Annotated in this window: 15 protein-coding genes, 1 tRNA gene, 1 pseudogene and 2 CRISPR repeat arrays; of the genes and pseudogenes, 8 read left to right on the top strand and 9 right to left on the bottom strand. The window is 69.4% G+C overall.

Annotation, left to right across the window (positions count from 1 at the left end; genetic code table 11):
• Positions 1-938: 938 nt before the first annotated feature.
• A CRISPR array of direct repeats spans positions 939-1,639; the repeat unit is 29 nt; unit sequence GGGACCATCCCCGCGTGCGCGGGGAGCAC.
• Positions 1,640-1,800: 161 nt separating this feature from the next.
• The 3 genes from AC5L3X_RS16560 to AC5L3X_RS16550 form a co-directional block, all read right to left on the bottom strand.
• On the bottom strand, positions 1,801-2,067 hold the full coding sequence (locus AC5L3X_RS16560) for a hypothetical protein (RefSeq protein WP_494857798.1): 267 nt from the start codon (positions 2,065-2,067) through the stop codon (positions 1,801-1,803).
• On the bottom strand, positions 2,060-3,574 hold the full coding sequence (locus tag AC5L3X_RS16555) for a hypothetical protein (RefSeq protein WP_494857796.1): 1,515 nt from the start codon (positions 3,572-3,574) through the stop codon (positions 2,060-2,062). The genes AC5L3X_RS16560 and AC5L3X_RS16555 overlap by 8 nt, the downstream gene beginning before the upstream one ends.
• Before the next feature lie 156 nt (positions 3,575-3,730).
• Positions 3,731-4,980: direct repeats of the CRISPR family, unit length 29 nt; unit sequence GGGACCATCCCCGCGTGCGCGGGGAGCAC.
• 299 nt (positions 4,981-5,279) lie between these two features.
• Positions 5,280-5,355, bottom strand: a tRNA-Arg gene (locus AC5L3X_RS16550).
• A gap of 151 nt (positions 5,356-5,506) precedes the next feature.
• Here AC5L3X_RS16550 and AC5L3X_RS16545 point away from each other — a divergent pair.
• Both AC5L3X_RS16545 and AC5L3X_RS16540 read left to right on the top strand, forming a co-directional pair.
• Positions 5,507-6,037 carry a hypothetical protein gene (locus tag AC5L3X_RS16545; protein ID WP_494857795.1) on the top strand — a complete coding sequence of 177 codons (531 nt, stop codon included), beginning with the start codon at positions 5,507-5,509 and terminating at the stop codon, positions 6,035-6,037.
• A gap of 200 nt (positions 6,038-6,237) precedes the next feature.
• Entirely contained in the window at positions 6,238-7,344 is a 1,107-nt protein-coding gene (locus AC5L3X_RS16540; RefSeq protein WP_225263084.1) for a M15 family metallopeptidase, read from the top strand.
• Between the two features lie 7 nt (positions 7,345-7,351).
• Here AC5L3X_RS16540 and mscL read toward each other — a convergent pair whose 3' ends face one another.
• The 3 genes from mscL to AC5L3X_RS16525 are packed head-to-tail and all read right to left on the bottom strand — an operon-like array spanning position 7,352 to position 9,136.
• Complete coding sequence (gene mscL / locus AC5L3X_RS16535; RefSeq protein ID WP_494857793.1) at positions 7,352-7,738, bottom strand: large conductance mechanosensitive channel protein MscL; 387 nt, start codon at positions 7,736-7,738, stop codon at positions 7,352-7,354.
• A gap of 22 nt (positions 7,739-7,760) precedes the next feature.
• The gene (locus tag AC5L3X_RS16530; RefSeq protein ID WP_494857791.1) at positions 7,761-8,333 is read right to left on the bottom strand and encodes an SAF domain-containing protein; all 573 of its coding nucleotides are present in this window, start codon (positions 8,331-8,333) and stop codon (positions 7,761-7,763) included.
• Entirely contained in the window at positions 8,330-9,136 is an 807-nt protein-coding gene (locus AC5L3X_RS16525; RefSeq protein ID WP_494857790.1) for an S-methyl-5'-thioadenosine phosphorylase, read from the bottom strand. Before AC5L3X_RS16525 ends, AC5L3X_RS16530 begins: the two co-directional genes overlap by 4 nt.
• A 212-nt stretch (positions 9,137-9,348) precedes the next feature.
• On the opposite strand from AC5L3X_RS16525, the pseudogene AC5L3X_RS16520 reads away from it, so the two are divergent.
• Together AC5L3X_RS16520 and AC5L3X_RS16515 are read left to right on the top strand one after the other, a co-directional pair.
• A pseudogene (locus AC5L3X_RS16520) lies at positions 9,349-9,582 on the top strand (MFS transporter); the annotation flags it as partial.
• A gap of 91 nt (positions 9,583-9,673) precedes the next feature.
• Positions 9,674-10,162: a hypothetical protein gene (locus AC5L3X_RS16515; protein WP_494857788.1), complete on the top strand. Its 489-nt coding sequence runs from the start codon at positions 9,674-9,676 to the stop codon at positions 10,160-10,162.
• Here AC5L3X_RS16515 and AC5L3X_RS16510 read toward each other — a convergent pair.
• The 3 genes from AC5L3X_RS16510 to AC5L3X_RS16500 all read right to left on the bottom strand — a co-directional run bounded on the left by AC5L3X_RS16510 (position 10,159) and on the right by AC5L3X_RS16500 (position 12,640).
• On the bottom strand, positions 10,159-10,473 hold the full coding sequence (locus tag AC5L3X_RS16510) for an FmdB family zinc ribbon protein (protein WP_494857786.1): 315 nt from the start codon (positions 10,471-10,473) through the stop codon (positions 10,159-10,161). The genes AC5L3X_RS16515 and AC5L3X_RS16510 overlap by 4 nt on opposite strands.
• 68 nt (positions 10,474-10,541) lie before the next feature.
• A complete protein-coding gene (locus AC5L3X_RS16505; protein WP_494857784.1) occupies positions 10,542-12,047 on the bottom strand; it encodes a potassium/proton antiporter in 1,506 nt (501 codons plus the stop codon).
• Positions 12,048-12,070: 23 nt separating this feature from the next.
• Positions 12,071-12,640, bottom strand: a complete 570-nt coding sequence (locus AC5L3X_RS16500; RefSeq protein WP_494857782.1) for a 5-formyltetrahydrofolate cyclo-ligase — start codon at positions 12,638-12,640, stop codon at positions 12,071-12,073.
• A gap of 24 nt (positions 12,641-12,664) precedes the next feature.
• On the opposite strand from AC5L3X_RS16500, the gene galU reads away from it, so the two are divergent.
• Genes galU through AC5L3X_RS16480 form a run of 4 tightly spaced genes read left to right on the top strand, consistent with a single transcriptional unit; the run spans position 12,665 to position 15,681 of the window.
• Positions 12,665-13,567 (top strand): UTP--glucose-1-phosphate uridylyltransferase GalU, encoded by a 903-nt coding sequence (gene galU, locus AC5L3X_RS16495; protein WP_494857780.1) that lies wholly within the window; start codon positions 12,665-12,667, stop codon positions 13,565-13,567.
• Positions 13,554-14,741, top strand: coding sequence for a molybdotransferase-like divisome protein Glp (gene glp / locus AC5L3X_RS16490; RefSeq protein ID WP_494857778.1), 1,188 nt, complete (start codon positions 13,554-13,556; stop codon positions 14,739-14,741). Before galU ends, glp begins: the two co-directional genes overlap by 14 nt.
• Positions 14,738-15,208 carry a cyclic pyranopterin monophosphate synthase MoaC gene (gene moaC / locus AC5L3X_RS16485; protein ID WP_494857777.1) on the top strand — a complete coding sequence of 157 codons (471 nt, stop codon included), beginning with the start codon at positions 14,738-14,740 and terminating at the stop codon, positions 15,206-15,208. Before glp ends, moaC begins: the two co-directional genes overlap by 4 nt.
• Positions 15,205-15,681 carry a MogA/MoaB family molybdenum cofactor biosynthesis protein gene (locus AC5L3X_RS16480; RefSeq protein ID WP_494857776.1) on the top strand — a complete coding sequence of 159 codons (477 nt, stop codon included), beginning with the start codon at positions 15,205-15,207 and terminating at the stop codon, positions 15,679-15,681. Before moaC ends, AC5L3X_RS16480 begins: the two co-directional genes overlap by 4 nt.
• Positions 15,682-15,712 lie beyond the last annotated feature (31 nt).

The following is a 15,712-nucleotide window of genomic DNA, read 5'->3' as shown; positions in this document are numbered from 1 at the left end:
CCATTGAGGCGATTGCCTCCTAATAGTCCACCGGATTACAGGTGGCCTTCTCAAACACCATCTCCCTGGGCGCGGCCGGGACCATCCCCGCGTGCGCAGGGAGCACGGGTTGCGCGGCGAGTACCGGCCGTCCCTGTTGGGACCATCCCCGCGTGCGCGGGGAGCACTTGAACAGCTTGGACACGAACCTCTGGGCCGCGGGACCATCCCCGCGTGCTGTGAACGGACACGAGTTTCTCCCGGTAGATGGACATGGCGATCCTGGCAGGCGGACAAAAGTTCTCCCGGCACACGGTCACCAGGAAGCCAGTCTCGCGGCCACGTCAGTGGCACGGTTTCGATCATGATCGTCAGCGAGAACGCCCTACGATCGCCCTGCGGTGGCTTGTGCCTGAACGTGGCTGGGGGCGATCGGCGCCGCAGGGCCTCCTTCGTCGGCCCCACGGCATCGAGCATGGTCTCCCCGGGCTCCGGGACGCGGAGCCGGACCGCGATGACGAGCGCAGAGGACCCGACCCGGAACCGGGGCCGGCCCATCGGGCGATGAGTCCGGCTGCCCGGATTCTCGTGGCCGTCTGTCTGGAGCCCATGGCCGTCTACCAGGATCGTCAGTGGCCGCCGATCGGGGTTTCCTGATGACCGCTAACACGTGCGCGGGGAGCACTTGAACAGCTTGGACACGAACCTCTGGGCCGCGGGACCATCCCCGCGTGCGCGGGGAGCACGACGGCAAGCAGAGCTTGATGCCGTTGTGGGAGGGACCATCCCCGCGTGCGCGGGGAGCACGACAGGGCCTCGCGCATGTCGCCGTACGGCCGGGGACCATCCCCGCGTGCGCGGGGAGCACCTGCCCGCGATGTAGGAGCCGCTGGACGGGTTGGGACCATCCCGCGTGCGCGGGGAGCACAACTCTCCCGGCTTCCCCGGGCGGGGGGCGGCGGGACCATCCCCGCGTGCGCGGGGAGCACAAGATGCCGGACTTCGCCACGAGCCTGTCCGCGGGACCATCCCCGCGTGCGCGGGGAGCACGACCTGTGGCGCGACCGCGACCAGGAGCTGTGGGGACCATCCCCGCGTGCGCGGGGAGCACATCACCAGCCGCATACACCCCCTACGGGAGGCGGGACCATCCCCGCGTGCGCGGGGAGCACTGCCACATCTGCGACGCGACGTCCATGCGGGCGGGACCATCCCCGCGTGCGCGGGGAGCACGGGCGCTTGGGCTGCCGGGCTGATGCCCCGCGGGGACCATCCCCGCGTGCGCGGGGAGCACGACGCCGCCGCCGCCGAGGTCGCGTTCTGGAAGGGACCATCCCCGCGTGCGCGGGGAGCACGGCTTCGGCGTCGGCCTCGATGCAGCGCTCCAGGGACCATCCCCGCGTGCGCGGGGAGCACCGCGATCGGGCGCGGGAGGCGACTCAGGAGCCGGGACCATCCCCGCGTGCGCGGGGAGCACTTAATCTCACTCATGTCAGCCTGCTCCAACAGGGGACCATCCCCGCGTGCGCGGGGAGCACAACGCGGCGAACGCGAGCCGGTACCACTCTTCGGGACCATCCCCGCGTGCGCGGGGAGCACCACTCCTCCTTGAGCTCCCGCATGCGGTCGGTGGGACCATCCCCGCGTGCGCGGGGAGCACTCTTGCTGACCTGCGCGTTTAGCAGCGGCTGAGGCCGTTTGGAAGCACTTCCGTAGAATTGGACATAACGGACCTCGGTGTGGCTGTCGGGATGATGGCACTTCATCACGTCTGGTTGGTGAACGGCCGAGCAAGAGTCTGGCAAGCCAAGGGGGTTCTGTTCATGTGTCTTGGCTGGGTGCTTCGTGGGGGCGTGAGACGATCAGGAACACGCCCATGAAGGGTGGCTCTGGTGCCACGAGTCGCCACATGGTTCCGGAGAAGTCACGAAACCACTTCTCGTCGAAGTTCTCGATGTTGCCGTATCGCGACTCTACGGGGATCTCTTTGAAGTCCCCGTCTTTTATTGCGGAGTTCAGCCATTCTTGGAAGCGGGCGAACTCTCCGGGGCTCTGGAAGCCGTGGATCTCGTCATAGTGTTCAGTCATCTCGCCTCATAGGGAACTCGCCACGGTCCACGATCCAACTTGGATCTACCCGCTGTGTTATGGCTATTTGGCTACCGCCTCCGGCCAGCCCGCCTTGTTCGGCCGCCATGCCCTCGTAATAGGTGATGCCAGGAGGCACCTGAATCTCCACCCATTTCGTCGCCGGGTTACCCCACTTGGTGAGTAAGGCGCTGTCGAGAATGGATTGGACGGGGCCGGAGGGCTTGACCTTCGTCCAGTATGTTCCTAGTTCGCTGGCGGTGCCACCGTAGACGCGATACAGCGTGGTCGGGCCTGTTGTCGTGACCGCTGAATAGCTGCTGCTTCGGAACGTGGACAACAGATCCGGCAGGTCGGCAAGAGGGCCGGGGTTCGCCGGGCCGTGCCGGACTTCCGATGGGCCAGCCGAGCCGACGCCTCCTGTGCTGCCGTCGGAAGAGGATCTGGTGCCTTGGTGGTCCAGGACTTTTGCGCCCGTGCCGACGTCTTGAGCGACTCTGCCGGTGGTGGTGCTCAATTTGGCGGCCGTGGTGGCTCCGGTGCCGGCACCTGCGGTGACGGCTGCGATGGCGATGTCGGGGACGAACCTGCCGAACCAGCGGGCCGGGTCCGTGGTCAACGTCTTCCAGTCGGAGACCTGCTTGAGGAACTCCATCGGATGCCGCGCGGCGAACGCTCCGGCCTTGCCCATGTCGTCGAGCCGGTTCAGGAAGCCATCAAAGTCGGTGACCACTCCGGCTGGAGACATCTGCCAGCCATGCTTGATCAGGCCGACGGCACCTTCCGCGGCGCCCTGCCACATCGGCTTGGCCACCTGATCGGCGTAGGTGCGGGCGAGTTTCCCGACCTGGGGCAGTCCCGCGAGCCCGGCGGCGGTTTGCGCCGTGCCGGCCCATCGATCACCCGCCCAGTCCACCGCCGAGGTCAGCGTGTCGGTGATGTGGGCGAAGATGTCCTTTTCCAACGAGAGGGTGTTCGTCTCGGCTGAGGGGATCGGCGGGGCTTTGAGGAGTTCGATGCGTCGGCGTTGCAGGTCGGCCCGCTGGTCGACGAGCCATGATCCCGCCTGAGTAACGTTCTGGCCGGGGCCTGAGGTTAAGCCGAGTCTGGCGAGGAGGTCCGACAGGGCGCGGCCGGTTTCCTGCCAGCCCATCCCCGTACGGGTCAACTCATCATGCAGCATCTGGATGAGGTCGGGATTACCGCCCACATATCCGCCGGGAGGCGCGGAAAGGGGAGCCGGGGCGGGGCGGGGATAGGGCGGTGCGACATCGGGAGGACCGACGTTTGCCGCGCCGGCGTGCTCCGCCGCATGGAAGGCGTTCAGGAACGCGCGCTGTACGGTGTGATGGCGCTCGACCATCGCGGTATGCAGCCGTTCGGCGCCTGGGCCGACCAGAGCACCGTCACCGAATAGCCGGAAGGCTTTGTCTAGCGCGTTTCCCTGTTCTTCTGCCAGCCGGGCGATCGCCCGCAGTGCCAGCCGCGCTTCCTCTGATGTGACCACCGGCTTCCCTCGTCTGGTCGGGAGGTACGGTCACGCGCCCCAAGCGTAGGAAGCATGGGGCGATCGAGGGCAGGCGATATGCCCGATACATATGAATCGACGGCAATAAGGCTATTGATCACTCTTGTGGTCGTCTGTGTCCCTGAAGGGGGCTGAAGGGTCATCCCCGCGTGCGCGGGGAGCACCGGGCCACCTGTACGGCGAAGGTGGCCTCGTTGGGACCATCCCCGCGTGTGCGGGGAGCACGGCGGCAGGGTCGCCGACCGGAACAGCGCGTCGGGACCATCCCCGCGTGCGCGGGGAGCACCGAAAATACCGATCGGGGGTGTGTCTGATCACGGGACCATCCCCGCGTGCGCGGGGAGCACAGCCTGACCTTCCGCGACGAGATGACGGGCCCGGGACCATCCCCGCGTGCGCGGGGAGCACAGGGCGGCGCGCTGCTCGACGTGGGTCTGCAGGGGACCATCTCCGCGTGCGCGGGGAGCACGGGACGTTGCGCCAGGCCCTGTTGGGCCGCATGGGACCATCCCCGCGTGCGCGGGGAGCACCACCGTGAAGCTGACGTGGGCCGACGACACCGAGGGGCCATCCCCGCGTGCGCGGGGAGCACGTCTCCCCGTCCTCCCATTCGTTGGTCTGCTTGGGACCATCCCCGCGTGCGCGGGGAGCACAGCAGGGTCACCACGGCCAGGGCGCAGGTGTCGGGACCATCCCCGCGTGCGCGGGGAGCACCGCCCCCCGACCCACCTTTGATCTCCCGCGAGGGGACCATCCCCGCGTGCGCGGGGAGCACGAGATGGACCTGTTCGAATACTCGCCGGTCCTGGGACCATCCCCGCGTGCGCGGGGAGCACATGTGGGCGAGGGTCGCCCTGAGCAGGTCGGTGGGACCATCCCCGCGTGCGCGGGGAGCACGCGCTGCGCGCGGCCACCGTGACCCGGTCGACGGGACCATCCCCGCGTGCGCGGGGAGCACGTGAGCACGAGCGACCGCGCGTGACCGGGCAGGGGACCATCCCCGCGTGCGCGGGGAGCACACTCCTCCCGCCTACTCACCGGCTCATCCCCCGGGACCATCCCCGCGTGCGCGGGGAGCACCGTTCCCTTCGGGAGCGGTGGGCCGTTTTCGCGGGACCATCCCCGCGTGCGCGGGGAGCACAAGGCTTATCGTCGTCATCGGGTCGAATCACAGGGACCATCCCCGCGTGCGCGGGGAGCACGCCGGTCGCGGTGATCCTCGGCGCCGTGCTCCAGGACCATCCCCGCGTGCGCGGGGAGCACTCGGGGGAGTCGATCTGGGCGATCCAGTCGGTGGGACCATCCCCGCGTGCGCGGGGAGCACTGCAGGGCGACGCCACCGCGACCGGGATTGATGGGACCATCCCCGCGTGCGCGGGGAGCACACTCCGCGACCTGCGGCTTTAGTAGCCGCAGAGGCCATTTTCGAGCACTTTCACAGAATCGGACATTACGGACCCTGTCGTGAGGACTTGCCTTCGACGATAGGGCATATGTGGAGAACGAGGCTGAGCCTGGTCGGTGCAGAGGATGCTCAGAAAGAGGCGCGCGCTCTCCGCGGTTGCGCACGTATTTGGCACAAGCACCCGCCAACGATCAGCTACAGCCGTACACCGCCGGACAAGCAAACGACCTCCTGGCCGACGTTTCCGCAGGTCAAGAGGTCAATGTTGCTGGTCGGAAATGGTGCCCCCGGCAGGATTCGAACCTGCGGCACCCGCTTTAGGAGAGCGGTGCTCTATCCCCTGAGCTACGGAGGCGGACTCCCGTAAGCCTAGCGAAAGTCAGGCACTGCGTGGACCACCCGCCAGACCTGACTTCGCTCTGCAAGTTCATGGCTGCTCTGAGCTGCGGTAAAGACCTCCCCACCGTCCCCCGTAAGGGCCGTGGGGCGTGGCTACCGTCTGCCGGGTGAGCAGAAGGCGGCGGCAGGAAGTGCATCGGAGGCCGGTGGTGTTGTTCGCGGCGTTGCTGGCGCCCGCGATCTTCGCTGGTGGGTTGCTGGCCGGCGAGCTCGGCCGTTTCCAGCAGGCGGGGATGCAGCGGGAGGTGAACGCCGGAGCCGGTGGCCGGTTGACGTTGGGGCCGGTGCTGTTGCCCGCCCCTTCTCACCCCGACCGGCGTTACGAGGGCATGGTCCCGGCCTTCGTTTCACCGACCCCCTCACGACTTCACTCGGCCGCACCCACTCCCATGCCGACGCCGATGCCGACGCCTGGTGTCCGGGCGTCGCCCACCGAGCCGGTTCCTCTGCGAGGGGATGAGCTGGCGCCTGTGGAGGAGCGGGAGGAGTGTCCGGGGGAGTGGGAGGACACCTGGTTGTGGGAGGTCTGCAGGGATCGTGAGCGGGTGCCGGCGCAGAAGTCCACCGCGAGCGCCTCATTGCCCGGGTTGCTGGGGCTCTCCTCCGGTGGGGAGCAGGCCGAGAAGGAGGCCAGGTGATGATCGAACCGCTGACGCGTCCGCAGCGTACCCAACAGTAGGCCGGGGACATCGGTCGAGTCGCAGATGACTCGACTCTGTCGTACAAAACGTTCTTTTGTGTCATAACGGCTCGCTGGAGTTCGGTCCGGACACTTGGGGGGCTGTAGTAACGTGCGTGCCGGACCCAGGTAACGAGCCCGCAAACGGAGGAGTCGGACGTGCCATCCCCACGATCAGCGGGTCTGATCGCGGTTGTCATGGTGGTGACGTCCCTGGTCGCGCTTCCTGCGAGAGCCGCGTCTCCCGCGAAAACCGCCGAGAACGTGCTCCTCGTCAACGCCGCCGGAGCCGGTGGCAAGGATCCGTCCAATCTGACCGAGCTGCGCAAGGAGGCCGAGAAGTCGGCCAAGGAGCTCGAGGAGGCGACCAGGGCGCTGGAGAAGCGCCGGGCGAGCATCGCGGCCTCCGAGAAGGAGCTCAAGACGAAGCTCGACTCCCTGCAGCAGGCCGAGTCGCGGCTGCAGTTGATGCGCCAGCCGGTGTCGGAGATGGCCGAGCTGCTCTACCAGCAGCCGGTGGGCGCCGACGGGGTCGCCTCGTTCCTCGCCGGTGATGCCAGCAAGGACACCTTGCGGGCGATGGCGAACGTCACGCAGATCGTCCGGGAAAGGCAGCACGCCGTCGAGCAGACCGCTGTGCTCACCCGCGACACGCAGCGGCTGGCGAGTGAGGCGCAGGAGCTCCGGGCCGACAATCTGTTGGCCGAGGCGCAGATGTCGGCCGAGGTCGACACGCTCAGACAGCGCTCCGACAAGGTCGTGAAGTCGTTGACCGCCGCCCTGGTGAAGCTGGGCATCAAGATCGACAAGGTGGGTACGGCGGCGCTCAAGTGCAATCCGCTGCGGATTGCGACGGCCAACAGCTATCCGAACGGCTTGATCCCGAGCAACATGCTCTGCCCGTTGCAGCAGAGGGGGCACAGCCTGCGGGCCGACGCCGCGATCGCGTTCGTCAGCCTCAACGAGGCCTACCGCCGGCGCTTCGGCAGGTACATGTGCGTCACCGATGCCTACCGGAGCCTGGCCGAGCAGCAGTCGGTCTACTATCGGCGGCCCGGGTTCGCGGCCGTGCCGGGGCGAAGCAATCACGGCCTCGGGCTGGCCGTCGACCTCTGTGGCGGGATCGAGAGGTTCAGGTCGGTGGAGTTCGTGTGGATGGAGCAGAACGCCAAGAGGTACGGGTGGTTCCATCCGGACTGGGCCTACAGCAGCCCATTCGAGCCCTGGCACTGGGAGTATGACCCGAAGATCGACTCGGTGCTCTAGACGGGCGTCACCTCGGCACAGCAGTGGGCGCAGCGCCTGGCCGCGTTCGGGATCTCCGACAGGCACTCCGGGCAGTCGCGGTGGGTGATCTCCTCTCGGGCCTCGGCGCGATCCTTGACGTGGGTGTAGGGCTTGACGACCAGAAGTAGATCACGGTCGCCACGATCAGGAACGCGATGACGGCGTTGATGAAGTCGCCGTACCTGAAGGCGGAGCGGCCGATCGTGAACTTCAGTGACGAGAAGTCGGGCAGCCCGCCGAACGCCGAGATCAGCGGCGTGAGCAGGTTGCTCACGAACGAGTCGACGACCGCGGTGAAGGCCGCCCCGATGACCACGGCGACGGCCAGGTCGATGGCGTTTCCCCGCATGAGAAATTTCTTGAATCCGCTCATATCGAAGGTCGTAGTCGAGCGATTACGGTAAGTGAGGATTGATGGTGATCGAGAGGTGGCCGCCGGTCTGGGCGGCCGCCAGCCGGGCTGCCTGGTCGGGGGTGGTGGCCAGCACGATCAGGGCGCCGTGGTCGTCCTCGGCTCTGGGGATGGTGATCACTGTGACGTCGTCGGCGACCATCTCGGCCGGCTGCCCCTCCCAGGCGGCGAGTACGCCGATGGTGGAGCCGGGGGAGATGAGGCCGGCCACGTCGGCGTCGGCGATGCGCACCGGAGTGGCCACGCTCCCGGCGGGCAGCCGCAGCGAGTGGAGCAGCCGGACGTCGGTGAGCGGCTCGCCGCGCCGCATGGGCCCGGCCAGCACCCGCCCGGTGGCGCCCGAGCGCAGCGCCCCGTCGGGGGGATGCTCCAGCGCGACGGCGCGCAGGTCGCCGGGCCCGAGCACGCCCGGCGACAGGTCGCGTGCCGCCACCAGCACCAGAGGCCCCGAAGCGGGGCGTATGGCGAAATATCCGAGCAGAACGGCGAAGCCTGCCACAACGGCCGCCACCAGCCGGCGGCGCCGCCCGAGCCGCCGTGGCCAGGCCCGGATCATGGCAGCTCGATGGGCAGCTTGAGGCCGTCGAGGGTGGACCCGCACGCGCAGGTGCGCTCGGCGGGCAGTGCCTGGACCGCGTCGGACACCAGGGTGCGCATGCGCGCCACATTCTGCGCGAAGAACTCCAGCACCTCCTCGTGCGTCACGCCCTCGCCCGCCTCGATCCCCGCGTCGTGGTCGGTCACCAGCGACAGCGTGGTGTAGCAGAGCGCCAGCTCCCGGGCGAGCACCGCCTCGGGGAACCCGGTCATGCCGACGATGGTCCACCCGTTGGAGGCGAACCACCGAGACTCCGCCCGGCTGGAGAACCGCGGCCCCTCGATGACCACGAGCGTGCCCCCGTCGACCGTCTCCCAGCCGCCGGAACGGGCGGAGGCCACGGCCACCGCGCGCCCCGACGGGCAGTAGGGGTCGGCGAACGACACATGGACCGCGCCGCCCTTGTCGTAGTAGGTCTGTACGCGCCCCGACGTGCGGTCGACGATCTGGTCGGGGATCACGATCGCGCCGGGCCCGTGCTCGGCCCGCAGCGAGCCCACGGCGCTGGGCGCGAGGACCTGACGCACGCCGAGCGAGCGCAGCGCCCAGAGGTTGGCGCGGTAGGGGATGTCGTGGGGCGGGAACCGGTGATCACGCCCGTGCCGGGGGATGAAGGCGACCGAACGCGAGCCGATGCGGCCGACCGTGACCACGTCGCTCGGCGGCCCGTAGGGGGTGGTGAGCACTCTCTCTTCGGCGTCGTCGAGCAGGGAGTAAAACCCCGAACCTCCGATGACGCCGATCTCTGCGCTATTGACCATGGCGCCGAGAGTAGTCGCAAGGGAGGAGGGGGAGGAGGGCCCGAACGTGGCTCTGTGGATAACCTCGTCCTGCCGGATCCCTCAACGCGTCGGATCCCTCAACGCGTCGGATCCCTCAACGCGTCGGATCCCTCAACGCGTCGGATCCCGCCACGTCCGAGGCCCTCATTGCGCCACGTAGTCGAACCATCGCGGTGAGTGGGATCGGCCGCATGCGGCAGAAGCGTCTCGGGCTCGTCATCAGCGCGCTGATGCTCGGCATGCTGCTCGCGGCTCTCGACCAGACCATCGTCGCGACCGCCCTGCCGACGATCGTGAGCGACCTGGGCGGCCTGGAGCAGCTGTCGTGGGTCGTGACCGGCTACATGCTCGCCTCGACGGTCTCGACCCCGCTGTGGGGCAAGCTCGGCGACCAGTACGGTCGCAAGAAGCTCTTCGTCGCCGCCTGCCGGATCCGCGCCGGGTCGAACCCGGCGGGCAGCCGGGTGGTGGCCAGCCTGGTTCATCCCGCAACAGCGGCTGAGGGAGACCACGAGGGTGGCCGACCTGGGTGAGGGGCTCGGCGCCGCCTCCGCTCAGCGTTCGTCGCTGGCAGAGGTCGAGCGAGGTCTGGTACGGCTCGCCGACGCCGACCTGCGCAGGGGCTTCTACGACCGGCTCGGCTCGCTGGCCGGGCTCAAGGGCGTCCCGCCGGAGGGCGTCTGGATCGTGGCCAGGCTCGGCGGCGAAGACTGGGTCAAGGGCGAGGATCTGGCCAGGCGGGCCAACGTCAGCAGGGCGCGTGGCAGGCCGTACGCCGACCAGCTGATCGAGGCCGGGCTGGTCGAGCGGTCGGCCGACGGCGACAGCCTGCGCCTGACCTCGCGGGGGCAGGAGTCGGCACTGCGGCTGCTGCGCTCGTCACGCGAGGGTCTGAGCAGGCTGGTGGCCGACTGGGGGCCGCATCCGCAGATCGAGCAGCTCTGCGACGAGCTGATGCCCGAGCTACTGGGCGCGTTCGCCGACCGACCGGCCGGCCGGGGTTAGCTGGACGCCGCGGCGGGGGCGGCGGGCGTCGACGTGGTGGTCGAGGACGAAGAAGACGAGGACGAGGTCGAGGACGTCGAGGTCGACTCGGCCGCCTTGCCGCTGGTGGAGGTGGTGCTCGCGGGCGTTGAGGACGACCGGTTGTCGGTGCGGTAGAAGCCGGAGCCCTTGAACACGATGCCCACGGCGGAGAAGACCTTGCGCAGGCTGCCCTCGCACGCGGGGCATACGGTCAGCGCATCGTCGGTGAACTTCTGAACGACTTCGAGCTGGTCACCGCAGTCGTTGCAGGCGTACTGGTAGGTCGGCACGCGCCCCTCCTTCAGGTTCTGGCACTCGAGCGATGCGACTGCTAATGGTAACCGATTCGGTCAAACACCTATTCCACTCCCTGCTCTCTGTACCACCCGGCGAGCTTGCCCCGGCGGCTGACCGCGCGCAGGCGGCGTTCGACCTGGTCGCGGCAGGCCGCGGTGGCGACCACGAGGAGCTGGTCGTCGGACCGGATGCGGGTGGACTCGGCGGGCACGAACGATCTGCCCTCGCGCACGACCAACGTCACCGCGGCCCCCGCCGGGAGGCGCAGCTCGAAGATCTCCACGCCGTGCAGCTGGGACCCGGGCGGCACCTTGACCTGCAACAGGTCGGCGTTCAGCTCCTCCAGCGGCGCCGACTCCACCTCGAGGTCGTGCGCCTCGCCGGGAGCCGTCACCTTGAGGACCTTGGCCACGAACGGCAACGTCGGCCCCTGGAGCAGCGTGAACACGATCACGATGATGAACACCTCGTTGAAGATGAGCTTCGAGCCCTCGACCCCCTCCGCCCACGGGATCGTGGCCAGCACGACCGGGATCGCGCCGCGCAGCCCCGCCCACGACAGGAACGCCTGCTCGCGCCAGCTGATCCTGCTCAGCCGCAGCACCCGTGCCAGCAACGCGCAGAACGCCACCGACGCCGGTCGTACGAGAAGCACGAGAAGCGTCCCCGTGATCAGGCCGGGGACGATGGCGGAGGGCATCTCCTTGGGGGTGGCGAGCAGGCCGAGCATGACGAACAGCCCGATCTGCGCCAGCCACGCCGAGCCCTCCGCGAAGCCTCTGGTCGCCGCCCGGTGCGGCAGCCGCCAGTTGCCCAGGATCAGCGCCGTCAGGTAGATGGCCAGGAAGCCCGAGCCGTGCAGCAGCACCGCGCCGGCGTAGGAGACGAAGGTGAGCGCCAGCGCCGCGATCGGGTAGAGGCCCGAGGCCGGCAGGGCGACGCGGCGCAGCGCGTAGGCGCCGGCGGGACCCACGACGAGGCCGACGACGGCGCCGATGAGCAGCTCGATCGTGGTCTCGAGGACGAACGAGCCGACGCTCGGCGGGTTGGCGGCGGCGGTGCTCAGCAGCACCACGGCGATCACGGTCGGCGCGTCGTTGAAGCCGGACTCGGCCTCCAGGATGCCCGCCAGGCGCGGCGGCAGCGGCAGCCGGCGCAGCACGGAGAAGACCGCTGCGGCGTCGGTCGGGGCCAGCACCGCCGCGAGGATCAGCGCGGTCGTCGGCTCCATGCCCAGCAGCCAGTGCACGAGCAGGGCCAGGAACGCGATGCTGACCGCCACGCCCACCGTGGCCAGGATCAGTGCCGCCGGCACCGAACGCTTGACGTGGCTCCAGTTGGTGGTCAGACCACCCTCGGCGAGGATCAGCGCCAGCGCGGTCATGCCGATCTGCCGGGCCAGCTCCGGGTTGCTGAACGGGATGCCGAACCCCGCGTCGCCCAGCGCCAGCCCGAGCCCGAGGAACAGCAGCAGGCTCGGCAGGCCGCTGCGATGGGCGATCCGGACGGAGCCGATGGCGGCGATGACGATGACAGAACCAAGAAGGAGCCAGACGTCGATCGGCATCCGGCCCCCTCTCGAATGTTCGGTCACATAAGACTAATGAGTCCCTCAGGGCTGATCACCCAGCGGACCCGCTGGTCGTGTTCCTCGGTGGGGATGCCGTCGAACAGCTCGCCGTCGTGCAGCAGGGCGACCGTGGGGACGTTCGGGCCGACCCTGGCCAGGGCCCGGTCGTAGGAGCCGCCGCCGCGGCCCAGCCGCACCCCCGTACGCCGGTCGACGGCGAGGGCGGGGACGATCACGAGGGCGGCGGTGCGGATGGCGTCGACGCCGCGCCGCGTGTCGACCGGCTCCATGATCCCGAACCGGCCCGGCGCCAGCGTGTCGGGCCCGTCGTAGACCGCCCAGTCGAGGTCGTCGTCCTCCCGCAGGACGGGCAGGATCACGGTCGCGCCGTGCTTCCACAACGCGAACACCAGCCCGTGCGTCTCCGGCTCCGTGCCGACCGACCAGTAGCAGGCGACGAGCCCGGCCATCTGCGCCCACGGCTGGTCGAGCAGGGTCTCGCGAATCTTGACGGAGTTGGCCCGGCGCTGCTCGGGGGAGAGGCGGGCACGCGCCGACATGACCTGGCGGCGGGCGTTCAACTTGTCCACAGGTACCTCCACTAGGGTCTATGCATGGCTGACTTCGACCCTGTGACGAAAGCCGTGGTGCCCGCCGCGGGTCTGGGCACCCGGTTCCTTCCGGCGACCAAGGCGACACCCAAGGAGATGCTGCCCATCGTCGACAAGCCCGCGATCCAGTATGTCGTCGAGGAAGCGGCCTCCGCCGGGCTCCTCGACGTTCTCATGGTCACGGGCAAGAACAAGCGCTCGATCGAAGACCATTTCGACCGGGCGTTCGAGCTGGAGGAGGTGCTCGAAGCCAAGGGCGACGAGCACAAGCTGTCCCAGGTCCGTGAGCCCGCCGCCCTCGCCACCCTGCACTACGTGCGGCAGGGCGAGCCCAAGGGCCTCGGCCACGCCGTCCTCTGCGCCAAACAGCACGTCGGCGACCACGCGTTCGCCTGCCTGCTCGGCGACGACCTGATCGACTACCGCGACGAGCTGCTCAAACGCATGATCGAGGTGCGCGACCGGTTCGGCGGCAGCGTCATCGCGCTGATGGAGGTGCCGAAGGAGCAGGTCTCCCTGTACGGCGTCGCCACGATCGAGGCGACCGACGAGGACGACGTCGTCCGCGTCACCGACCTGGTCGAGAAGCCGCCGGTCGACGAGGCGCCGTCCAACTGGGCCATCATCGGCCGATACGTCATCGACCCCGCGGTGTTCGAGGTGCTGGAGAACACCCCGCCCGGCCGCGGCGGCGAGATCCAGCTCACCGACGCGCTCCGCACGCTCGCCGGATACTCCTCCGACAAGGGCGGGCCCGTGCACGGCGTGCTGTTCCGGGGGCGTCGCTACGACACCGGTGACAAGCTCGACTACCTGCGCACGGTGGTGAAGTTCGCGGCCGACCGGCCCGACCTGGCGCCCGACTTCGTCCCCTGGCTGCGAGAGTTCCTCGATGAAATCGGTTGACGCGCACCTGGCGGACATCCTGGCCACCGTACGCCCGCTCGCGCCGCTGGAGCTGGAGCTGGAGCGCGCCCTGGGCACGACACTGGCCGAGGAGGTGACCGCGCCGCTGCCGCTGCCGCCGTTCGACAACTCCGCCATGGACGGCTATGCCGTACGAGCCGCGGACATCGCCGACGTGCCGGTCACCCTGCCGGTGATCGACGACGTGGCCGCCGGGTCCGACGAGCTACGTGCCGTCGGCCCCGGCCATGCCGTGCGGATCATGACCGGCGCTCCGGTGCCGGCGGGCGCCGACACGGTCGTACCGGTCGAGTGGACCGACGGCGGCACCGCCTCGGTCACGATCGAGCGCACCACCGGTCCCGGCAACGCGATCCGCCGGGCCGGCGAGGACGTCCAGGCGGGTGAGGTGGTGCTCGCGCCGGGCACCGCCATCGGCCCGGCCCAGCTGGGCATCATCGCCGGGGTGGGCCGCCGCCGCGTCTGGGCGCGTCCCCGCCCCCGGGTCGTGGTGCTCGCGACCGGCGCCGAGCTCGTCGAGCCGGGCCTGCCGCTCGGGCCCGGGCAGATCTGGGATTCCAACAGCTTCACCCTGACCGCCGCCGTCCGTGAGACGGGCGCCGAGGGCTTCCGCGCCGACACCGTCGGCGACGACCCGGCGGCCTTCCTCGACCAGCTCGACGCGCAGCTGGTGCGCGCCGACGCGGTCATCACCAGCGGCGGCGTCTCGATGGGCGCCTACGAGCCGGTCAAGGAGGCGCTCGGGCCGCTCGGCACGGTTCGGTTCGAGAAGGTCGCGATGCAGCCCGGCATGCCGCAGGGGTTCGGCGTGGTGGGCGAGGACCGGGTGCCGATCTTCGCGCTCCCCGGCAATCCGGTCTCGTCGTATGTGTCGTTCATGCTCTTCGTACGGCCGGCGCTGCGCAAGATGTGCGGGCTGCCGGCAGGGCCGCCCGAGACCGAGACCGCGCACGTCATCGGGGCACTGCGGTCGCCGCAGGGGCGGCGTTCGTTCCTGCGGGGCACGCTGGCCTCCGACGGCACCGTGTCGCCGGTGCGCGGGCAGGGCTCACACCAGTTGGCCGCGTTGGCCTCGGCCAACGCGCTCATCGTGGTGCCGGAGGACGTGACCGAGGTGCCGTCGGGCACCGCTGTGGAGGTGATCCGGCTGTGAGTGAGTTCACCCATCTCGACGAGACGGGCGCGGCGCGGATGGTCGACGTGTCGGCCAAGGAGATCGGCGCGCGCACCGCCACGGCCACCGGGCGGGTGCTGCTGTCGTCCGCCGTGGTGCAGCTGTTGCGGTCGGGGGAGGTGCCCAAGGGCGACGCGCTCGGGGTCGCGCGGATCGCCGGCATCATGGGGGCGAAACGGACGCCCGACCTGATTCCGCTCTGCCACCCGATCGCGTTGCACGGCGTGAAGGTCACGCTCGACGTCGAGGACTGGGGGGTGGCGATCACCTGCCGGGTGAAGACCGCCGACCGCACCGGGGTGGAGATGGAGGCCCTGACGGCGGTGTCGGTGGCGGCGCTGGCCCTGATCGACATGGTCAAGGCGGTGGATCCGGCCGCGGTCGTCACCGATGTGCGGGTGGAGGAGAAGACGGGCGGCAAGACCGGTGTCTGGACGCGGCCATGATCCGGGCGCTCGTGGTGACCGTGTCGAACCGCGCCTCTGCCGGGATTTATGAGGACAAGTCGGGGCCGCTTCTCGTGTCGCTGCTCACCGAGGCCGGGTGCGAGGTCGAGGGGCCCGTGGTGGTGCCCGACGGCGAGCCGGTGGAACGGGCGCTGCGGGAGGGGGTCTCCGCCGGATACGACGTGATCGTCACGACGGGCGGCACGGGGCTGACGCCGACCGACCTCACGCCGGAGATGACCGCCCGGGTCATTTCTCGGGAGATTCCCGGTATAGCCGAGGCCATCCGCCAGGCGAACCGCGACAAAGTGCCCACCGCCGTCCTCTCCCGCGGTCTCGCCGGCCAGGCGGACGACACGATCATCGTCAATCTGCCCGGCTCCTCCGGCGGCGTACGCGATGGCGTCGCCGTACTCGCTCCTGTGCTCCGGCATGCGGTGGAGCAGGTACGCGGTGGCGATCACCCGCGCTGACACCCCACGATTCGGTGTGCTCAGGGTCACC

Source organism: Nonomuraea sp. CX421 (assembly GCF_059358955.1).
This window is presented reverse-complemented; position numbering and strand designations above follow the sequence as displayed.

Excerpts from the sequence above, each read along its gene's own strand:
- AC5L3X_RS16560 (WP_494857798.1), bottom strand. The coding sequence starts at position 2,067 with ATGACTGAACACTATGACGAGATCCACGGCTTCCAGAGCCCCGGAGAG.
- mscL (WP_494857793.1), bottom strand. The coding sequence starts at position 7,738 with ATGAGCGGATTCAAGAAATTTCTCATGCGGGGAAACGCCATCGACCTG.
- AC5L3X_RS16530 (WP_494857791.1), bottom strand. The coding sequence starts at position 8,333 with ATGATCCGGGCCTGGCCACGGCGGCTCGGGCGGCGCCGCCGGCTGGTG.
- AC5L3X_RS16525 (WP_494857790.1), bottom strand. The coding sequence starts at position 9,136 with ATGGTCAATAGCGCAGAGATCGGCGTCATCGGAGGTTCGGGGTTTTAC.
- AC5L3X_RS16505 (WP_494857784.1), bottom strand. The coding sequence starts at position 12,047 with ATGCCGATCGACGTCTGGCTCCTTCTTGGTTCTGTCATCGTCATCGCC.
- galU (WP_494857780.1), top strand. The coding sequence starts at position 12,665 with ATGGCTGACTTCGACCCTGTGACGAAAGCCGTGGTGCCCGCCGCGGGT.
- glp (WP_494857778.1), top strand. The coding sequence starts at position 13,554 with ATGAAATCGGTTGACGCGCACCTGGCGGACATCCTGGCCACCGTACGC.
- AC5L3X_RS16480 (WP_494857776.1), top strand. The coding sequence starts at position 15,205 with ATGATCCGGGCGCTCGTGGTGACCGTGTCGAACCGCGCCTCTGCCGGG.